The sequence below is a fragment of the Candidatus Electronema sp. JC genome, assembly GCF_048287365.2.
GTDB lineage: Bacteria > Desulfobacterota > Desulfobulbia > Desulfobulbales > Desulfobulbaceae > Electronema.
Map to the genome: position 1 here is coordinate 37,226 of NZ_JBLWEM020000021.1, position 19,168 is coordinate 56,393.

Sequence of the window (19,168 nt, forward strand, 5' to 3'; positions counted from 1 at the left end):
TGCGTGGTCCGCTCAGAACTGATGGCGCGCCACTTCGGTGAAAGTCAGCACCACGCCTTGCAGCCTGCTCTCTTTGACATTCAAGACGCTGGCGTTGACGGTGAGAAAATACTCCTGCCGGCTGTCGCGTCCTTTGAGGCGGATGACCATCGGCTCCTTTTTTTTCGCCTGCCCGACGGCGGCGCTGATGAATTCGCCCGGTTCGGCAAAGGCTGCTCCGTCCAAGTCAGTGAAGCAGAACTGAACCGAGCAGAGCGGCTGCCCCTCCAAGTCTTTGGCCGCCGCGCCGAACAGTCCGGCGGCGATCTCGTTGGCGAAGCAGATCAGCCCCTCCTGCGTGACCATCATGGTCGGCGCGGGGCTGGCGGCGAGAATCTGCTCCAGTATCTCGCTCGACTGGCGCAGGGCTTCCTCGGCCTTTTTCTGGCCGCTGACATCCACCAAGGAGATCACCATGCCGCTGACCTCGTTGGTCTCGTCGAGATAGGGAATGAACTGCACTAAATACCAGCAGCCCTCGCCGTGCCGCACCACTTTCTCTCGTTTCTGCCGGGTGGCGAGCATCCTGCCGAACTCAGTCTCCACGTCGCCGAGCAGCGGCGCGGACATGTCGCTGATTTTCCGGCCCACGTCCTGCTCCATCAGGTTGATGGCCCGGCAGACCGGCGGGGTGTATTTGCGGATGCGGAGCTGCCGGTCCACAAAGATGAAGCCGATGTCGGTGCTGCAGAAGAGGTTGTCAATGTCGTTGTACAGCTCGGTCAGCTCAAGAATTTTGCTCTGGTATTCAGTGTTGACCGTGCTCAGCTCCTCGTTGACCGAGTTCAGCTCCTCGTTGGCGCTTTGCAGCTCCTCGTTGGAGGCCAGCAGCTCCTCGTTGGAGGCCAGCAGCTCCTCGTTCGAGGTTTGCAGCTGCTCGTTGGCCGCCTGAAGGCTTTCGCGGGTGAACTGAATCTCCCGCTCCAAGTCCAGCACATGCCGCCGGATCTCTTCATCCGCCGCTTTAGCTCCAAGTTCTTCTTGAGATGCGCCTGCCGAAGCCTCAGCGAAACTGCTGTTCGGCATCCGCTCCAAGGCGATCAAAATGCGGTCCTCGTCGTCCGGCAGCAGCACCGCCCGGAGGAGGTAGCGGCAGTTTTTGCCGCCGCCGCTGACCCGGATGCCGTCGTAGAGCACCTCGCCGCCCTCCTCCTGCCGGCAGGCCCGCAGCGCGCTGGTGACGGGCAGAAGCAGCTCCGGCGCCAGCATCCTGCTGATGCTGAGGTTCATCCGGCCTGGCTGCGGCTGGAGGAGCAGGTCGGTGTGGCCAAAGGTCTCAATGATCTCGCCGCCGCCGTTGACCACCAGACAGGCGGCGGCCAGCCTGCTTATGATCTGCTGGTAGTACGCCTCGCGCAGCTCCAGCCTGCGGGCCATGTCTAAATGCCGCCGCGAGGAATCAGCTCCTGTCGGCGGCTGCAGCTTGCCTGCGGGCGCGGTTTTCACCGCCAGCCGCAGCCGCCGGGCCAGCGGCAGATTGCCTTTGCCGGTGTGCCGGTAAATTTTGATCTGCCGGTCCACCGCCGCGAAGCTCTCCGCCGCGTCCATCACCGTCTCGTTGCTGCCGAGGAAAAGGAAGCCGCCTTCCCGGAGGGCGAAATGAAAAATGCTGAGGACTTCCTTCTGCTGGGGCGGCAGCAGGTAGATGAGCAGGTTGCGGCAGACCGCCAGATCCAGCCGGGTGAAGGGCGGGTCGCTGAGGAGATTCTGCCGGGCGAAAATCACCAGCTCTCGGATGTGCCGCCGCACCACGTAGCCGTTCTCAACCCGGCTGAAGTAGCGTTCCAGCAGCTCCGGCGGCATGTCGGCGGCGATGCCGTCCGGGTAGAAGCCGCGCGCCGCCTTCTCCACCGCGTGTTGGTCCAGATCAGTGGCGAAGACCTTGATTTTGATCTTGCGCTCCGCATGACGGCGGGCGAGGTGGTCATGCAGGAGCATGGCGATGGTGTAGGCTTCCTCGCCGGTGGAGCAGCCTGCGTCCCAGATCCGGATTTCGCCCCGGCCCTCGGCCTGCTCCAGCATCTGCGGGATAATTTTCTCCCGGAAAAAGTCAAACTCGCGCCGGTCGCGGAAAAATTTGGTCACTCCGATCAGCAGGTCGCGGCAGAGCTGGCTGACCTCGCCCGGCCTCGGCAGGAGGAATTCGGCGTAGTCGTGCAGCGAGGCGCAGCGGGCGATGGCCATGCGCCGGGTGATGCGGCGGATGACGGTGAAGGGCTTGTAGCGGGTGAAGTCTATTCCCTGCTGGGTGCGCAGCAGGGCGATGATCCGGGTCAGTGAGGCTTCCTCGTCTGCGGCCACCTGCTCAATTTTCTTCCGGACAAAGGGGTGGCGGACATACTCGGCGATTTTGGCGGGCATCTCCGCCGCCGGGCAGATGTAGTCGGCCAGCCCGGTGGCGGCGGCGCTGCCCGGCATGCCGTCAAAGCCCGCGTCAGCGATCTCCTGCACCAGAATCAGGCCGCCCGCCTCGCGGATCGACGGCAGGCCCCGGCTGCCGTCGCTGCCGGTGCCGGACAGCACCACGGCCACCGCCTTGTCCTTGCGGTCTTCGGCCAGGCTGCGGAAAAAATAGTCAATCGGCAGATGCAGGCCCTGCTGGCCGTTGAACGCGTCGAGCAGGAGCCTGCCGTTGAAGAGGTTGAGACAGGTCTGCGGCGGCTGAAGATAGACGCAGTCCGGCTCGGCCAGCATCCCGTTTTCGGCCATGCAGACCGGCATGGCGGTGTGGCTGGCCAGCAGCTCGCCCATCATGCTCCGGCAGTTGGGCGAGAGGTGCTGCACGACGATGAAGACCATGCCGCTGTCCGGCGGCATGGCGCTGAAGAAGCTGGTCAGAGCCTCAAGACCGCCCGCCGAGGCGCCTATGCCCACCACATGGGTCTCCGGCGGCAGCCCGCCGTTCTGAAAAGGAAAGCTGTCCATGTCGTCCGCAGGCTTCAGGCCGCTCTGGAGGTCTCAAGCTGGCGCTCGACAGCGGCGAAGAAGTCCTCCAGCACCAGCGGCTTGCTCACATAGTCGTCCATGCCTGCGGCCAGCATCCGCTCGCGGTCGCCACGCAGGGCATGGGCGGTCATGGCGATCACCGGCACGTGGCCGCCCCAGGCCGCCTCGCGCTCACGGATGATTTTGGTGGCCGCCAGCCCGTCCAGCACCGGCATCTCCACATCCATCAGCACCAGATCGTAATTTTTTCTGGCCAGCATGTCCACGGCCTCCTGGCCGTCAGCCGCCTCCTGCACCAGCCAGCCGCGCTGCTCCAGCAGATATTTGGCCAGCACCCGGTTGGCCTCGACATCATCCACCAGCAGCACAGTCATGGGCTGGCCTTCAGGCCGTTTCCTCCTCGCCGTCCGGATGTGCGGCGGCGGCGCGGCGGCGCTGTCCGGCTTGGCCGCCGTGGGCAGGACAAGAGTGAAGAAGAAGCAGCTGCCTGTGCCGGGCTGGCTGTCCACCTCAATGACGCTGCCCATCAGTTTGATCAGCTGCATGGAGATGGACAGGCCGAGGCCGGTGCCGCCCTTGCCTTTATGCGACTGCTCGAAAGCCTCGAAAATTGCCGCCTGTTTTTCCTCCGGGATGCCGGGGCCGGAGTCGCTGACTATAAAACGCACCGAAACCGTGTCCGGCGGCTGCGCGGGCAGCGGCTCCAGCAGCTCGACCGTGAAGACCACGCAGCCCTCGTCGGTGAACTTGACCGCGTTGCCGATCAAATTCACCAGCACCTGGCGGAGGTGGCCGAGATCGCCGACCACGTGATGCCGCAGCCGCCCTTTGCAGCTGAAATGCAGGTACAGCCCCTTCTGCTCGGCCAGCACCTGCATCTCCTCCCAGACCGCCTTCATGCTGTCCTCCAAGCAGAACGGCGCGGGCGAAAGGGTGATTTTGCCCGCCTCGATTTTGGAGAGGTCGAGAATGTCATTGATCAGGTCAAGAAGCCGCCCGGCGGAACTGCGGACTATGCCGAGAAAGCGCCGCTGCTCCTGCTGAAGCTCCGTTTGCAGGACGATGTCGGTCATGCCGATGATGGCGTTCATCGGCGTGCGGATCTCGTGACTCATGGCGGCGAGAAAGCGGCTTTTGGCCTTGTTGGCCTGCCGGGCCTCCTCGGCCAGCCGCTTGGCCTTGCTGGCGGCGGTCATCAGGGCCATGTTGGCGTGCTCAGTGCGCTTTTTCGCCTGCCGCAACGCCTCCTCAGCCTGCTTCCGTCCGCTGATGTCGCGCAGCATTTGCAGCAGAAGCTGCCGCCGCTCAAATTCGACCACCGCGCTGCTGACCTCCACTGGAATTTTCAGCCTGCCCTGCCGGCTGAAAATCGCTGTCTCGACCACGCCGCCGCCGTCTTCGTCCGCTGCGGCGAAAAACTGCCGCACCTGCTCCGCCGAAAAAACGCTGTCCAAACGCACGCCGGTCAATTCATCGGCTGGCAGGTTCAGCAGCCGGGCGGCCTGCTCGTTGGCCTCGACGATGATTCCGCTTCTCAGCTCGCTGACAAGAATAGCGTCGCTGGCGCGGTTGAGCAGCAGGCTGTACTTGCGTTCCGAAACTTCCAGCTCGCTGGTGCGGCGCTCGACCTGGCTGATCAGTTCGGTTCTGGCGTTGAGCAGCACCTGCTCCGCCGCCTTCTCCCGCTCAATGTTCCGCACCGAGCAGAGGAGCAGCTGGCTGCCCGGCTCGCGGTGATCCTCGATCATGTCCATCCGCAGCCGCGCCCAGAACTGTTTTGACGGCGTGACGCGGAGGAGGACATCGGCCTCGGCGATGGCCTGCGCGCCGGTCAGCACCGCCTGCCGCGCCGCCGCGTAGCCGCTGAAGGACTCCGGGCTGATGAAGGAGTCAAGGGTCCGTTTGACCAGCATCTGCTCGGACAGGCCGAAATAATCTTGGATCAAGCTGTTGATCTCCAGCATCTGGCCGTCCGGGCGGAGGACGAGAAAGCCGATGGGCGCGCGGGTGAACAGGTCGGCGAGATGCCGCCGCGAGGCTTCCAGCTCGGTCTGGGTGCGCCGCAGCTCCTCGTTCTGCATCTCCAGCTCAATATGAAAGATGTTCAGCTCTTCAACCAGACTTTTCACGTCCGGCGCATTGGCGGAAAAAGTTTTGCGGTCCAGCCCGGCGAAAACCTCCTCGGCCCGCTGCCGCAGCTCGCTGCCCCGCGCAGGGCCGCTTCTGTCTGAAAAATACGTCATCGTCTTCCGGCGGATAAGGTGAAATAAAAGGTGGTGCCCTTGCCCAGTTCCGATTCCAGCGTGATCTTTCCTCCGTGCCGCTCGATCACCTGCCGGGCGATGGTCAGGCCGACCCCGGTGCCGCCCCCATATTTGTCCTGGCCGTGCAGTCTTCTGAAGATACCAAAGATTTTTTGAAAATGCTTCTCAGGAATGCCGATGCCGTTGTCGCGGACGAAAAAAACCGGGGCCTGGCCGTCCCCGAAAGGGCCGCCCGCAGGCAGGCAGCCCACGGCGACCACCTTTTCCGCCTTGTCGTTGTAGATGATGCCGTTGCTGATCAAATTGTGGAGCGCTTCGCGCAGATATTCGCCATGACAGACCACCTCGGGCAGAAGCGGGGGCCGCTCGATCCGCACATTGCGCTGGGCGGTCATGTCAGCCAGCCCGTCCAGCACCTCGTCGAGCAGCGCGTCCATGCTGACCGGGCGCAGCTCCAGATCAAGCCGGGCGATGCGGGAATATTTGAGCACGCCGAGCACCTGCCCGTCCAGGCGTTTGGCCAGCCGCATGATGCCGTCCAGCATCTCGCGGCCCTCGCCGTCAATGGCATCGCGGTAATCTTCGGCAAGAAAATGGGCAAAGTTGTACATGCCCCGCAGCGGCTCGCGCAGGTCATGGGAGATGCTGTAGGCGAACTCGTTCAGCCGCTGATTGGTGGACTCCAGCTCCTGATTTTTCGCCTCCAGCGCCTTGGCGCGCTCGCGCACATCATCCTCCAGCGCGGCCCGCCGCCGCTCCAGCTCATAAAAAAGCAGCGTCTGCGGCGCGGTGATGCCGGTGCGGATGAAGGCCCGGAAGACGCAGTAGGTGGAGCCGAGATTGAACAGATGGCCCAGCATGTTGGCCGGGCCGTTGACCTTGGTGTAAAAAATGAACATCAATCCTGCCGCCGTGGTCAGCAGCCAGGCGGCGGCCAGCAGGCGCAGCACATGCCTGTCCATTTTCTCCCGCTTGAGCCAGGTGAGCCAGGCCGCCAGAGCGAAGAGGACAACTGCGCTGATTTCAGCAGTTTTTTTGAAAAGAGTCAAACCCTGCCCTTCAATAAAGCAGTCAGGGAAATGTCCGGTGAAAATCAGCGCCGTGAAGAGTGCTGTCAGCAGCCCCCAGATGGCTGCGGGCAGAAAAGCGTTGATATTCTGCTGCGGGCGGAAAAGACAGAGCGAGGCGGCGACAAAAGCGAAGGCGTGCAGCAGGCGGGCTGTTATCCAAAGCTGGGTGGGCAGATTGGGCAGGGCATCGGGAAAAACGCCCATGCCCTTGTAGGCCAGCATGTGCAGGAGGTTGAGAAAGCCGAGGAACAGCGAGGACACGCCCAGCACGCAGAGATAGCTGTTCCTGAGGAGCCGCCGCGCGCTCCACGTGATGAAAAAAATTCCCCAGAATACCGCGACATGATAAATTTCCGCCAAGCTATGGAAAAGCAGAAAATTGTAAAGGCTGACCCAGCAGAGGCCGGCAAAAGAGGCCAGCAGCGCCGCCAGCACGCAGAACTGCTCATGACGGCTGCCGGCCACGCCCGGCGGCGTTTCCGCGCTCATGGCTGCGGCAGAATGCGGCGGATGCAGGTGATCACCTCGCTGATGTCAAAGGGCTTGGTGACATAGGCCGCCGCGCCCATCTTCAGCGCCTGCCGCTCTGACTCCTCGCGCACCAGCACGGTGAAGATGACCACCGGGATGCCGCGCAGCTCAGGATCAGCCTTGAGCTGCGCCAGCACCTCGAAGCCGTCCTCGCCGGGCATGAAGAAATCGAGCAGAATCAGATCCGGGCGGACAGCTTTGGCCATGCGCAGCCCTTCGCAGCCGTCTCCGGCCAGCGAAGCTGTGTAGCCGTTGCGCGTCAGCACTAACTGCAGCACCCGGCGGTTGGCGAAATCGTCGTCAATCACTAAAATTTTCGGAGACCTTGCATTGAGTTCCGTCATGAGGCATCATTCTCTCAGCGGATTTTTTTGGTTCCGAGGGACCAAACTGCGGCAGCAGAGCAATCCCTCCCTCCATCATACGGCAGCCTGAGAGGAATGGCAACCGGCATCGGCTGCGTCAGCGGACGGGCGCAAGCCAGGTCAGGCCGATGCCGACGCAGAGCAGAACCAGGCCGAAGACCGCCAGCAAAAACACGGTCACGGCGGTCTGGCCGCAGCGTTTGCCAAGCGCGGCGTTTTTTTTCGGCGCGGCGGTTTTCGTGTCGGCGTTGTCGGCAGTCAACTGTGCAGGTCTCCAGTCGGATCATCAGATTGTCAGATTGAACGGGATGAAGCCCGTCCGCCGCGCTTTCAATTAACAAAAAAAAACACTTCTGTCAAACCTGCGGCGCCGGGAAAAGCGCAGCCTGTCTGGCCTGTCAAACCTGCGGCGCCGGGAAAAGCGCAGCCTGTCTGGCTGCCGGGCAACTGGCCAATATCGCTTGAGGACTTCGCCTTGACCTTTGCCGGACGGAAAGGCTATATTGTGCGGAACATCAACTGCCAGGAGAAACGCCATGACCAGCCCGGAAGCCCGCAACGTATGGACCAAACAACTTGTGCAGGAGCACGCCCAGGCCGCCGCCGCCGTGGAGCTGTACACCCTGCCGCTCTATCTCACCGCGATGGCCTCAATCAAAGACCGGCGCAGCGAGGCCGCCCGGATCATCTTCAGCGTGGCGGCGGAGGAGATGCTTCATCTCCAGCTGGCCGCCAACCTCTGCGCCGCGCTGGACGCGCCGCCGAACTTCAGGCCGCCCCGCTACGGCGAGGACGTGCCGCACATCAAGCCCTACGACCCGGAGACTGGCGAGCGGGCCTTTCTCAACGCCTCGCTGGGGCCGCTGGACGACGAGCGGCTGAACATCATGCTCGACATTGAGAACCCGGAGGAGCTGCCGCTCAATCAGGCGGTCGACCATTCCACGCCGCAGCATCCCTACAGCTCCATCGGCGAGATGTACGACGGCCTGATGGTCGGCATCAAGCAAGTCGGCGTGGAGCAGTTCGGCTGGAACACCCGCTGTCAGCAGGCGCGCTGGCCGAAGCAGCAGTTTCCTCAGATCATCGCCAGCTACGCTGACGCGCGCAACGCGGTGCAGGCTGTGACCAATCAGGGCGAGGGCCATATCCTCGGCGAGTTTTTGCAGTCGCCGCCGTGGACGGAGAAGAATTTTCCCATCCCGCCCTATTACCGCCTGATGCACGATCCCAAAGATCCGGAGCCGTATAACGGCTACGCCCATTTCGGCCGTTTTCTCAAACTGAAGAACGAGGCCCTGCCGGAAGTCTTCACCGGCGTGGAACGGCCTGACGACCCGGCGAACAGGCCGCTTCAGCAGAACTTTTTCCAGCTTCTGCTGATGCTGGAGACGCTCTGGGCCAATGGCGGGGTCAATTTCGGCGGCGGCGACGCGCTTTGGGCCGCTGTGCAGGGGGTGATGCAACAGCTGATCGCCAATGCGCGGACCTGCTGGAAGGCTGGAGTGATTCCAAACTGGTTTGAGCTGGCGGCTGTCGGCCAGGAAAACAGGAGGGCGTGAGCAACGGTTCAAGTCAGCTCGCGCATTCGGCTCTGTTCAATGTGGTTTTTAAAAAAAACGCCAGCACCGCCGCAACAGAGCTGAAGACATCCGCCTGCGCCTGCACAGCCACAATCAGCCGCCCGTCCGGGGTGAGGCGCACCGGCTCTGGTTCGGGCTTCTTCCCCTTTGGCAAAGGCTTGGTCGGCTGCTTGGGCCGGAAGCGTTCGACAAAGGCGAGCAGGGTTTCCGGCGCGACTGTGGTCTGCTCGCTGAAGCTGAAGACCAGCCCGACTGGGGCCAGCTCCACCTTGCTGATGCCGAGCTGGCGCAGCTGCTGCTTCAGGCCAAGCAGGGCGAAGAGGTTCTCCGCTTCCGGCGGCAGCGGGCCGAAGCGGTCAATCAGCTCCTCTTTTAGCTCGGCAAGCTGCTCAGGCTGCCCCCCGCTGCCTACGGCGGAGAGACGGCGGTAGAAGCGGTAGCGCAGACTTGTGTCGCGGATGTAGGCATCCGGCAGGAACGAGGCCACCGGCAGCTTGATCTCCGGTTCCGGCAGCGGCTTGACTCGCTCGCCGCCCTGCGCGGCCTGCTGCTTCAGTTCCGCCACAGTCTCTTGCAGCAGCTCCAAGTAGAGATCGTAGCCGACTGCGGCGATGTGGCCGGACTGGGACTCGCCCAGCAGATTGCCGCCGCCGCGCAGCTGGAGATCGTTCATGGCCAGCTTGAAGCCGCTGCCCAGCTCCGAGCAGTCCATCAGGGCGCGAAGCCGCTGCTCGGCCTCGCTGGTCAGCTGCTCCACGTCGGGTACCAGCAGGTAGGCGTAGGACTGCCGCGTTGCCCGGCCCACCCGCCCGCGCAGCTGGTAGATGTCCGCCAAGCCGATGCGGTCGGCCCGGTTGATGAGGATGGTGTTGGCGTTGGCAATGTCGAGGCCCGACTCGACGATGGTCGTGCAGACCAGCACGTCAATCTCATGGCTGATGAAGCTGACCATGATCTCCTCCAGCTCCGGGCCGGGCATCTGGCCATGCGCCACGGCGATGCGGGCGGTGGGGACGAGCTGATGCAGATGCTCGGCCAGCGTGTGGATGGACTGAATGCGGTTGTGGATGAAGAAGACTTGGCCGCCCCGCGCCAGCTCCTGCTGCACCGCCTCGCGGATGACCAAGTCGTCCTTGCGGGCAAGGAAGGTCTTCACGGCCCGGCGATGGCGCGGCGGGCTGGAGATCACGGACAAGTCGCGTATCCCCAGCAAGGACATTTGCAAGGTGCGAGGGATTGGGGTCGCGGTCAGCGTCAGCACATCTATATTGGCGCGGAGCTTCTTCAGCCGCTCCTTGTGCGAAACCCCGAAGCGGTGCTCCTCATCCACAATCAACAGGCCGAGATTGCTGAAAGCAAGGCTGTCTGAAAGCAGCCGGTGCGTGCCGACTATCAGGCTGATCTGGCCGGACTTGAGGCCCTCGGCAATCTGCTTCTGCTCCTTTGTGGTGCGGAAGCGGCTGGTGCAGGCCACCTCAATGTTGAAGCCCGCAAAACGCTCGCGGAAGGTGGCGGTGTGCTGCTCGGCAAGAACCGTGGTCGGCACCAAGACCGCGACCTGAAAGCCGTCCTCAATCGCCTTGCAGGCCGCCCGCACCGCCACTTCTGTCTTGCCGTATCCCACATCGCCGCAGACCAGCCGGTCCATCGGCTTTGCCGCTTGCAGGTCGCGCAGCACATCGTCAATCGCCGCTGCCTGCCCCTCTGTCTCGTCATACGGGAAGGACTCGGTCAGCTCCTTGTATAACACACCGGGCGGCTGAAAGCTGTGGCCCTGCCGCAGCTCGCGTTGGGCGTAGATACCAAGCAATTCCTGCGCCTTCTCCCAGACCGCCTCAGTCACCTTCTTCTTCGCCGTCTGCCAGCGCGAAGAGCCGAGCTTGTCTAATTTGGGCTGCTCGTCGCTGAGGCCCTGATAGCGGCTGACCAAGTGGAGCTGGTCCACCGGCACATAAAGGCGGTCGTTGCCGAGGAACTCCAGCAGGAGGAAGTCACCGCGCTGCCCGGCAAAGTCCATATTGACCAAGCCTAAGAAGCTGGCAAGGCCGTGGTCGCGGTGGACAGCCACGTCGCCTACCGCAATATCCTCCAGCGCGAGCGCGTCCTTCTGCCCGCTGCGGCCCTTTCTGCGGCTGCTCTGCGGGCCAAGCCGCTTCTCGCCGAACAGCTCGGCAGCGGAGAGGATGTGCAGCCCTTCCTCCGGCAGATCAAAGCCCTGCGAGAGCGGATGCTCGACCAAGAGCAGCGTGCCTTTCGGGCACGCGCTCAGGTCAAGCGGCGAGGCTGTCCGGCCCGGCTTGAGGCCGCAGCCAGTCAGCATCTCTTCCAGATGATCCGCCTGCAGGCTGGAGCGGCAGGCAAGGACAGCGGTCTCGCCCGCCCGCAGCCAGCCGGTCAGCCGCTCGGCCAGCGGCGCGACCACGCCGCGCTTCTTGCGCTCCAGTTCGATCTCCTGCCGCAGCGTGCCGTGGCCGCTGTCTTGCTGCGGCTCAGGGCGAAGATCAATGCGCGGACGCTCAAAAATCTGCCGCTCCAGCTCAGTTTGACTGAGGAAGAGGCGTTGCGGCGGCAGGGCGAAACCTTCGGCGGCAGCCTCAGTCCGGTTGTGCTCAATCCGCTCCCAGAGCAGGCTGATTTTCTGGTTGACTGCATCTGGCTCCTGCACTACGCAGACCGCGCCGGGCGGGAGGTAGTCGAACAGAGTCTGCGGCTCCGGGCAGACCAAGGGCAGGAGGAACTCAATGCCGGGAAAGCGGATTTGCTCGCCAAGCTGGCGCAGCGCGTCGGCATTGCTGAAGCCGAAGATCTCGGCGCGGACGGATAGCTCTTGTCGCCATGTCTCGCTGCGCGGAAAGAGGATGTCCGAAGCAGGCAGGATGACAGCCTCGTCCAGCTCTTCCTCGGAACGCTGCGTGAGCGGATCAAAGGCGCGGATAGACTGCACTGTGTCGCCGCAGAAGCTGAGGCGGAGTGCCTTGCCCTCCAGCGCGGGCCGGAACGGCGGCGGAAAGAGGTCAACAATGCCGCCGCGCACAGCCAAGTCGCCCGGCTGCTGCGCCAGCTCGCAGAGTTGATAGCCGTTGCGGATCAGGGCGGCGATCAGGCCGTCACGGTCGCAGCTTTCGCCAGACATGACCAGCTCGCAGCTGCCGCTAAGAAGCGGGCCGGGCAGCACCCGCCGCAGAGCCGCCTCCGCCGAGGCGAGGAGGATGCAGGGCTGGCTGCGCTCATGGAGGAAATGCAGCGCGGCAATGCGGGCCGCAACCGTGGCCGGATCAGGGGCCAAGCGGGCGTAAGGCGGCATCTCAAAGGCCGGATACACCAGCACCGGCGCGGCGGTGAAGAGGCTGATGTCCCGCGCCAACGGCTCGTCCGCCGGGACGATGCAGCAGACGGTCTCCTGCCGCTCCGCCTGCAAGCGGGCGAGGAGCAGGGCGGTGCTGCCGCAGTTCAGGCCAGTGATTTCTCTGTTTTGTCCGATCTTCAGACCGTCGGCGATTTGTTTAAGCATGATGCCAAATACCTACCATGCAGCCCGGCAGAAGTAAACCGGAAATACATGAAACTGTCCCGCGAAGAGTGAAACTCTGGTACAATACGGAGCTGCGCGGCATGATGCGTACTTTGCAGCACTATCTGACACGACGACATGAGACAGACAGCACAACTGACGCGGCGGCGGCTTCTCGCCCTCTGCGCCTGCGACGCGGCGGAGCAGGAGACGCTCGTCCGGCTGGATCAGGCCGCCGCCGCGTTCCGGCAGACAGCGGATGATGCCGACTGGAATCTGCTGCTGCATGAGGCCGAACGGGAGGGCATGGCCCCGCTGCTGCATAAGCACCTCGTCGCCGTCGGCTGGGCCGGCGCGCCGGAGCCGTTCCGCCGCGCCCTGCAAAGCCTGCGCCTGCGGAGCCGTCATGCCTGGAGCCTCCGCAGCAGGGCCGCCGCCGAGATCATCAGCGCCTGCGCGGCAGAGGGCGTAGACCTGCTGGCGGTCAAGGGCATCGCCTTGGCTGGCGCGGTGTACAGCGAGCCGGGCCTGCGTCCGATGCGGGACATTGACCTGCTGCTGCGGCATGAGGACGCGGCCCGCGCCGAAGCGCTGCTGCTGTCACTTGGCTGGCAGCAGGAGGCCGGGCATGACATTCCCCCTGACTACTACCACCTGCCGCCGTTGGTCAAAACAATGGACGGGCTGCCGGTGACTGTGGAGCTGCACCGCAATCTGCTGCCGCTCCACGCCCGCTGCCCGCGCTGGCCGCTGGAAAAATCCTGGCCTTCCTCGCGTCCGATTGCAATCGGCGGCGCGGCCTGCCGCACTTTGTCTTGGGAGGACACGCTCCGCTCAGTGTATCTGCACGGCTTTCAGGCGCCGCTGTCCTACGAGCCGTTCCGCCTGATTCACGTTGCCGATCTGGTCACGCTGGCGGCCAAATTTTTGGACGAAATTGACTGGGAGCAGGCGCGGGCCGAGGAGCCTGTCCTGTCTGCCGCGCTGTCCCGCCTGCATTTTCTCACCCCGCTGCCGGACAGGGTGATCAGCCGTCTTGGACTGGACATCAGCCGGAAACCGGCGGGCATCGGTCTGCCCTACAGCGGCTGGCCTTTGCGCAAGCTGGCGAAAACACGGCGGAGCGGCCTGCTGCGGCTGGCGCTGGACACCATCTGGCCGCCGGAGTGGTGGCTGCAAGTCTATCACGGCCATCTCAGCGGGCTGCCGTACTGGCGGGCGCGCCTGCTGGAGCATCCCCGCATGGTCTGGCGCTGGTTCAAAGACTGCCGCCGCGCCCGTTTGAAAAAATAAAACGCAACAGCCGGGCGCCGTGCTTGAGTGCGGCTTATTGCCTGGAATACTAAAAGCAGCAGCGGGAGCGGCTGCAAGCCGCACAACAGAAAAATGAACCAGTCTCTGCTCGAACTCATCAAAACCCGGCGCAGCATCCGGGAATTCACCGATGAACCAGTGGAGCGCAGCTTGATCGAGCAGATCATCTGCGCAGGCATCTGGGCGCCGTCCGGCCTCAACAACCAGCCATGGCGTTTCGTCATCATCCGCGACAACGACATCCGAGAGCGGCTTGCCGCACTGACGCATTACGCCCATATTGTCAAAACCGCGCCTGCTCTGATTGCCGTTTACCTTGATCAGGAAAAGATGTATGATCGGGTCAAGGATCATCAGGCTGCCGGAGCCTGCATTCAAAACATGCTCTTGGCTGCTCATGCGCTGGGGCTGGGCGCGGTCTGGCTTGGGCAGATTTTGGCCAAAAAAGACCGCGTCAACGAGGTGCTGGGCCTGAGCAGTCAGCACGAGCTGGCCGCCCTGCTCGCTCTTGGCCAGCCCCGCCGCCGGGATCAGCAGTCGCAACGGCAGCCGCTGTCAACCTTTATTTTAAACGAATTCGGAGGAACCGCTCCATGAATCAACGCTGCACCGTCCTGAGCGCCGCCGCCCTGCTTCTCTCTCTGTCCGGCTGCGTCCTGCCCGGCATTTCCATGCGGAATGATTATTCCGCCCTGCCTCCGATCCAGACCTTCGCTGACGACATCCATGACATCATGATGCCTGCGGAAATGGAATGGGACCGCGCCCGCTCGATGACCATCAAGACTGAATCCTTTCATGGCGGAGTCTGGCATTACAGCGGCAAAGTCGAGACCATGTCGCTCAAGGACTACATGCTGAACGCCATGCAGGACTCGAAGTGGAAATTAGTCGGCGAGGCCGCTTCATCAGACATCATGTTTGCCTTTGTCAAGCCGCACAAAACCTGCATGATGGTCATCTCTGAAGGCGATTTCCGCAATCGCACGCATTTGACCCTTTATGTGACCATTGACAAGACCGCTGCGGTCAAGCTCAATCCTTTTGGAGAGCCTGCCACGCCCTTGATTCCGCCGCAAAAGCAGGCCGCGCCGCCGACAGAGCAGCAGGCAGTGCAGCCGCTGGACGATCTCAGCTACTGAGCATGAGCGGCTCGCCGCTGCGCGGCAAAACCATCCTCTTCGGAGTCTGCGGCTCCATCGCCGCCTTCAAGGCCGCAGGCTGGGTGAGCGCGCTGCGGCAGGAAGGGGCGCAGGTGCATGTGGTGCTGACCGCCGCTGCGGCCCGCTTTGTCACGCCGCTCACCTTTGCCGCGCTTTCCGGCAATCCGGCGCATGAGAACATGTTTGCCGCAGGTATGGAGCATATCAGCCTGCCTGCGGCGGCGGACGCAGTGCTGATCGCTCCGGCCACAGCCCAGACCATCGCCCGGCTGGCGCAGGGATTTGCCGACGACCTGCTCTCGGCCTCAGTTCTGGCCTGCTCCGCGCCGGTGCTGATCTGTCCGGCCATGAATGCACGAATGCTGGCTCATCCGGCCACGCAGCGGAATTTAGCTGCGCTGCGTGAATACGGCTATCGGATTGCGGAGCCGGACTGCGGGCGGCTGGCCTGCGGCGAGGAGGGCGCGGGCCGCTTGGTCGAATGGGACACGGCGCGGGAGGCTCTGCTCGGTCTGCTAGCCAAGCAGGATCTGGCGGGCGAGCGGGTGCTGATCACCGCCGGGCCAACCCAAGAGCCGCTCGATCCGGCCCGCTTTCTCAGCAACCGCTCCAGCGGCAAGATGGGCTACGCCTTGGCGCGGACAGCGCGGCGGCGCGGGGCCGAGGTCACGCTGGTGTCCGGCCCGGTCGCCTTGGCTCCGCCGCCTGACATGAACGTGGTTTCGGTGCGCACGGCCTTGGAAATGGCTGAGGCGGTCAGCCGTCACGCTCAGACCGCCTCCATCGTGGTCAAGGCGGCGGCAGTGGCAGATTTCCGCGCCGCCGCCTTCTCCGCTCAGAAAATCAAAAAAACAGCCATTGAGCCGCTGCTGGCCTTGGCGGCAAATCCTGACATCCTCGCCGCCTTGGGCAGCAGACGGCGGACTGATCAGCTGCTGATCGGCTTTGCGGCGGAAAGCGGGGGCCATGAGGCCGAAGGCCGCCGCAAGCTGCTGGCCAAAAACGCTGATCTGATCGTGGTCAACGACATCCTCGGCAGCAGCACCGGCTTTGAGGCCGACACCAATCAAATCACCCTGATCACGCGGGATTCGTCAGAAACCTTGGAGCTGCTCTCCAAGGAGGAGACGGCGGACCGCATCTGGGACAAAGCGCTTTCTCTGCTGCAAGAGAGAAAAGCGGCAGGCGCGGAGACAACAGCATGAAACAGCGCGTCAGCGGCTATTTGGCCAAAATGAAGGGCGTGGAGGGCGCAGGCCATCCGCCGCACGAGAACCTTTTCGAGAATATGTTCTGGTCGTGGCTCGGCGGTTTTCTCGGCATATCTGCCGTGTCTTGGCTGCACTACGGTTTTTTGCCAGAAAAAGAGCTGATTTTGATCATCGGCTCGTTCGGCGCGTCAGCGGTGCTGATCTACGGCGTGGTGAAAAGCCCTTTCGCCCAGCCAAGAAATCTGCTTGGCGGCCACCTGATTTCCGCTGTGATCGGGGTCGCCTCGTACAAGCTCTGCGGCGATGTCATCTGGCTGTCCGCCGCGTTGGCCGTGGCCACAGCGATTGCCGCCATGCACCTGACCAAAACTGTGCATCCGCCCGGCGGCGCGACCGCGTTGATTGCGGTCATCGGCGGCGACAGCATTCATCAGCTTGGCTTTTTTTACGTTGTCGCTCCGGTCGGCCTTGGCGCAGCAATCATGCTGCTCATCGCCCTGCTGGTCAACAATATCCCCGCGAGCCGCCGCTATCCAGAATTTTGGTTTTAAAACATGGAACTGAGCAGATCGGAACAAAAACGCAGAGTCAAGCAGCTGGAGGATCTGGCTGAGGAGCTGGCCGCTCTGCCCGCCGCCGTGCTGGCCGCTCTGCCTGCCGGAGAGGAGCTGCGCGGCCAGCTGCAAGAGGCCGCCGGGCTGAAGCACGACGGCGCGAGAAAGCGGCTGATCAAGCACATCACCAAGCTGCTGCGCGAGGAGGACTCGCCGGAGCCGCTCTACCAGTTTCTGGCCGGGCGCAAAGGCGACGCGCTGCTGCGGAAAAAGCGGCAGCATGAGCTGGAGCATCTGCGCGACGCGCTGATCGAGGAGGCGTTTGCCGCCAAGCAGCGGGCCAAGGAGCGGCAGGAGGACTTCAGCGAAAACTGGCGGTCCCAGCTGGCGGCGGATATCGCGGCCAAGCTGCCCGGCACGGACGCAGGTGAGCTGGCCCGGCTGGCCTTTTTCTTCGCTGTCAGCCGCAATCCCCGCCACAGCCGCGAGCTGTTCCGCATCCTCCGCGCCGCGCAGGAGCAGCTTGGCAGGGCGCATGGCCCTCAGCCCGCGTCGCTTCTGTAGCCATTCGGATTCTTCGACTGCCAGTTCCAGGTGTCCGCGCACATCGCCGCAACATCCCGCTCCGCTTTCCAGCGCAGCTCACGTTGAGCCAGCGAGGGGTCGGCGTAGCAGCAGGCAATGTCGCCGGGCCGCCGTGGGGTGATGCGATAGGGTATCTTCCGGCCAGAGGCTTTCTCAAAAGCCGCGATCAGCTCCAGCACCGAGCAGCCGTGTCCGGTGCCGAGATTGTAGGCCGCCACGCCCGGCTGCTGCGCCAGCTTTTCCAACGCCCGCAGATGGCCGACCGCCAAATCGACCACATGGATGAAGTCGCGCACGCCGGTGCCGTCTGCGGTGGGGTAATCGTTGCCAAAGACCGCGAGCTGCGGCAGCCGTCCCACCGCCACTTGGGCGATGTAGGGCATCAGATTGTTGGGAATGCCATTGGGGTCTTCACCGATTTCGCCGCTCTCATGCGCCCCGACCGGATTGAAATAGCGGAGCAGGGCGATGTTCCATGCCGCATCAGCCCGGTGCAGGTCGCGCAGGATGTCCTCGATCATCGCCTTGGTGCGGGCGTAGGGATTGGTGCAGGTGCCAAGGGGGAAATCCTCGCGAATCGGCACCGATGCTGGATCGCCATACACTGTGGCAGAGGAGCTGAAGACCAGATTTTTCACCCCGTGCCGCTGCATGGCCTGGCAGAGGTTGATGGTGCCGGTGAGGTTGTTGTGATAATACAGCAGCGGCTTCACGGCGGATTCGCCTACTGCCTTGAGACCCGCGAAGTGAATGACCGCCGCCGCGTCCCGGCTCTGGCGGAAGATATCGTCCACCGCCGCCGGATCGGTGAGATCCGCAGGAAAAAAACGCAGTGAGCGGCCTGCCAGCCGTTCGACCCGCCGCAACGCCTCTTGGCAGGAGTTGGACAGGTTGTCAATGACAGTCACTGCATGGCCGCTTTGCAGCAGCTCCAAGCAGGTGTGGGTGCCGATGTAGCCAGCCCCGCCGGTGACGATGATGTGCATCTGTTGCGCTCCTTGACTGCCTTTGCGGCAAGGTTTTATTTATTTTTTATAATTTATTCAATAATGACGACAAAAAAGACACAGCGCAGCCCGGAGCAGGGCGAAAAAGCGATGATCGCAGGCATCTTGGAAGGCAGCCCGGAGGCGGTCGGCGTGGCCGTGATCCGGCTGAACTGCGGCTGCCGCAAAATGGCGGCGGTGAGCTTGGCGGGCGAACCGGCCAGCAAAATCATCATGTACCGCGATCAGGCCGAATCCATCTGCGCCGAGTGCAAGCAGGACAACGGCGACTACATGCGCGTGATTGAGCAGTTCATCAGCTGGAACACGCCGGAGCCGGACGAAAGGACAAAGCGGACGATCAGCGCGAAGGTGCTGGGCACGGCGGAGGAGATGCCGAACTGACTGATTTTTTTTATCCATTGACAATATCCAGCTTGCCATTCGCTAGCCTGTACTTTTCTCCTGTATGCGGACAAACCGCCTCGCCGTCGCCGGTCAACGGCAGGTCAAGCCGCTCGCCGAAGCGGCTCATCCAGCCGATTTGTTTGGCCGGGCAGCCGACCATCAGGGCGAAGTCCGGCACATCCTCTGTCACCACCGCGCCCGCACCGACAAAGGCGTAGCTGCCGACCGTAATGCCGCAAACCACGGTGCAGTTCGCGCCCAGCGTCGCGCCGCGCTTGACCAGCGTCTGCCGGTATTCGTTTTTGCGCGGGAACTCGCAGCGCGGATTATAGACATTGGTGAAGACCATGGACGGACCGCAGAAGACGTAATCCTCCAGCGTCACGCCCTCATAGACTGAGACGTTGTTCTGAATCTTGCAGCCCTTGCCGACTTTCGCTTTCGGGCCGACGACCACATTCTGGCCGATGCTGCATTCCGGGCCGATTTCCGAACCGGCAAGGATGTGGCTGAAATGCCAGATTTTCGTGCCGTGGCCGATGACAGCGGCCTTGTCAACAATCGCGCTTGGATGAGCCTGCCAGTTTTTCTCCTCCGCCTGCTCGACCGCCACTGTCGCCCCGCTTTCCAATGCCTGC

The 19,168-nt window shown here is 63.1% G+C and carries 16 protein-coding genes; 8 read left to right on the plus strand and 8 right to left on the minus strand.

The window, feature by feature from the left end; genetic code table 11:
- Positions 1-12: 12 nt before the first annotated feature.
- From ACNKH3_RS02855 to ACNKH3_RS02875, 5 genes are all read right to left on the minus strand, one after another.
- Positions 13-2,964 carry a CheR family methyltransferase gene (locus ACNKH3_RS02855; protein WP_417916095.1) on the minus strand — a complete coding sequence of 984 codons (2,952 nt, stop codon included), beginning with the start codon at positions 2,962-2,964 and terminating at the stop codon, positions 13-15.
- A gap of 14 nt (positions 2,965-2,978) precedes the next feature.
- A complete protein-coding gene (locus ACNKH3_RS02860; protein ID WP_420208169.1) occupies positions 2,979-5,228 on the minus strand; it encodes a response regulator in 2,250 nt (749 codons plus the stop codon).
- The gene (locus ACNKH3_RS02865) at positions 5,225-6,808 is read right to left on the minus strand and encodes an MASE3 domain-containing protein (protein ID WP_420208170.1); all 1,584 of its coding nucleotides are present in this window, start codon (positions 6,806-6,808) and stop codon (positions 5,225-5,227) included. The genes ACNKH3_RS02860 and ACNKH3_RS02865 overlap by 4 nt, the downstream gene beginning before the upstream one ends.
- Entirely contained in the window at positions 6,805-7,194 is a 390-nt protein-coding gene (locus ACNKH3_RS02870) for a response regulator (protein WP_417916092.1), read from the minus strand. The genes ACNKH3_RS02865 and ACNKH3_RS02870 overlap by 4 nt, the downstream gene beginning before the upstream one ends.
- A gap of 118 nt (positions 7,195-7,312) precedes the next feature.
- Positions 7,313-7,477 (minus strand): hypothetical protein, encoded by a 165-nt coding sequence (locus tag ACNKH3_RS02875; protein WP_417916091.1) that lies wholly within the window; start codon positions 7,475-7,477, stop codon positions 7,313-7,315.
- 274 nt (positions 7,478-7,751) lie between these two features.
- Here ACNKH3_RS02875 and ACNKH3_RS02880 point away from each other — a divergent pair, with 274 nt between their 5' ends.
- Positions 7,752-8,777, plus strand: coding sequence for a ferritin-like domain-containing protein (locus tag ACNKH3_RS02880; RefSeq protein ID WP_417916736.1), 1,026 nt, complete (start codon positions 7,752-7,754; stop codon positions 8,775-8,777).
- Positions 8,778-8,790: 13 nt separating this feature from the next.
- On the opposite strand, the gene mfd is transcribed toward ACNKH3_RS02880, so the two are convergent.
- Positions 8,791-12,309 (minus strand): transcription-repair coupling factor, encoded by a 3,519-nt coding sequence (gene mfd / locus ACNKH3_RS02885; protein ID WP_420208171.1) that lies wholly within the window; start codon positions 12,307-12,309, stop codon positions 8,791-8,793.
- Between the two features lie 138 nt (positions 12,310-12,447).
- On the opposite strand from mfd, the gene ACNKH3_RS02890 reads away from it, so the two are divergent.
- The 6 genes from ACNKH3_RS02890 to yjgA all read left to right on the plus strand — a co-directional run bounded on the left by ACNKH3_RS02890 (position 12,448) and on the right by yjgA (position 17,115).
- Positions 12,448-13,602 carry a nucleotidyltransferase family protein gene (locus ACNKH3_RS02890; protein ID WP_420208172.1) on the plus strand — a complete coding sequence of 385 codons (1,155 nt, stop codon included), beginning with the start codon at positions 12,448-12,450 and terminating at the stop codon, positions 13,600-13,602.
- A gap of 93 nt (positions 13,603-13,695) precedes the next feature.
- Entirely contained in the window at positions 13,696-14,220 is a 525-nt protein-coding gene (locus tag ACNKH3_RS02895) for a nitroreductase family protein (protein ID WP_420208173.1), read from the plus strand.
- Positions 14,217-14,765 carry a hypothetical protein gene (locus ACNKH3_RS02900; RefSeq protein WP_420208174.1) on the plus strand — a complete coding sequence of 183 codons (549 nt, stop codon included), beginning with the start codon at positions 14,217-14,219 and terminating at the stop codon, positions 14,763-14,765. Before ACNKH3_RS02895 ends, ACNKH3_RS02900 begins: the two co-directional genes overlap by 4 nt.
- 2 nt (positions 14,766-14,767) lie before the next feature.
- Complete coding sequence (coaBC, locus tag ACNKH3_RS02905; protein ID WP_420208175.1) at positions 14,768-15,991, plus strand: bifunctional phosphopantothenoylcysteine decarboxylase/phosphopantothenate--cysteine ligase CoaBC; 1,224 nt, start codon at positions 14,768-14,770, stop codon at positions 15,989-15,991.
- Positions 15,988-16,548 carry an HPP family protein gene (locus ACNKH3_RS02910; RefSeq protein WP_420208176.1) on the plus strand — a complete coding sequence of 187 codons (561 nt, stop codon included), beginning with the start codon at positions 15,988-15,990 and terminating at the stop codon, positions 16,546-16,548. The genes coaBC and ACNKH3_RS02910 overlap by 4 nt, the downstream gene beginning before the upstream one ends.
- A gap of 3 nt (positions 16,549-16,551) precedes the next feature.
- The gene (yjgA, locus tag ACNKH3_RS02915; protein WP_420208177.1) at positions 16,552-17,115 is read left to right on the plus strand and encodes a ribosome biogenesis factor YjgA; all 564 of its coding nucleotides are present in this window, start codon (positions 16,552-16,554) and stop codon (positions 17,113-17,115) included.
- On the opposite strand, the gene galE is transcribed toward yjgA, so the two are convergent.
- Positions 17,094-18,122: a UDP-glucose 4-epimerase GalE gene (gene galE, locus ACNKH3_RS02920; protein ID WP_420208178.1), complete on the minus strand. Its 1,029-nt coding sequence runs from the start codon at positions 18,120-18,122 to the stop codon at positions 17,094-17,096. The two genes, yjgA and galE, sit on opposite strands and share 22 nt — an antisense overlap.
- A 63-nt stretch (positions 18,123-18,185) precedes the next feature.
- Here galE and ACNKH3_RS02925 point away from each other — a divergent pair, with 63 nt between their 5' ends.
- On the plus strand, positions 18,186-18,527 hold the full coding sequence (locus ACNKH3_RS02925) for a hypothetical protein (protein WP_420208179.1): 342 nt from the start codon (positions 18,186-18,188) through the stop codon (positions 18,525-18,527).
- Positions 18,528-18,537: 10 nt separating this feature from the next.
- Here the strand turns inward: ACNKH3_RS02925 and ACNKH3_RS02930 are convergent, their stop codons facing one another.
- A complete protein-coding gene (locus ACNKH3_RS02930; RefSeq protein ID WP_420208189.1) occupies positions 18,538-19,143 on the minus strand; it encodes an acyltransferase in 606 nt (201 codons plus the stop codon).
- Between the last annotated feature and the right edge of the window lie 25 nt (positions 19,144-19,168).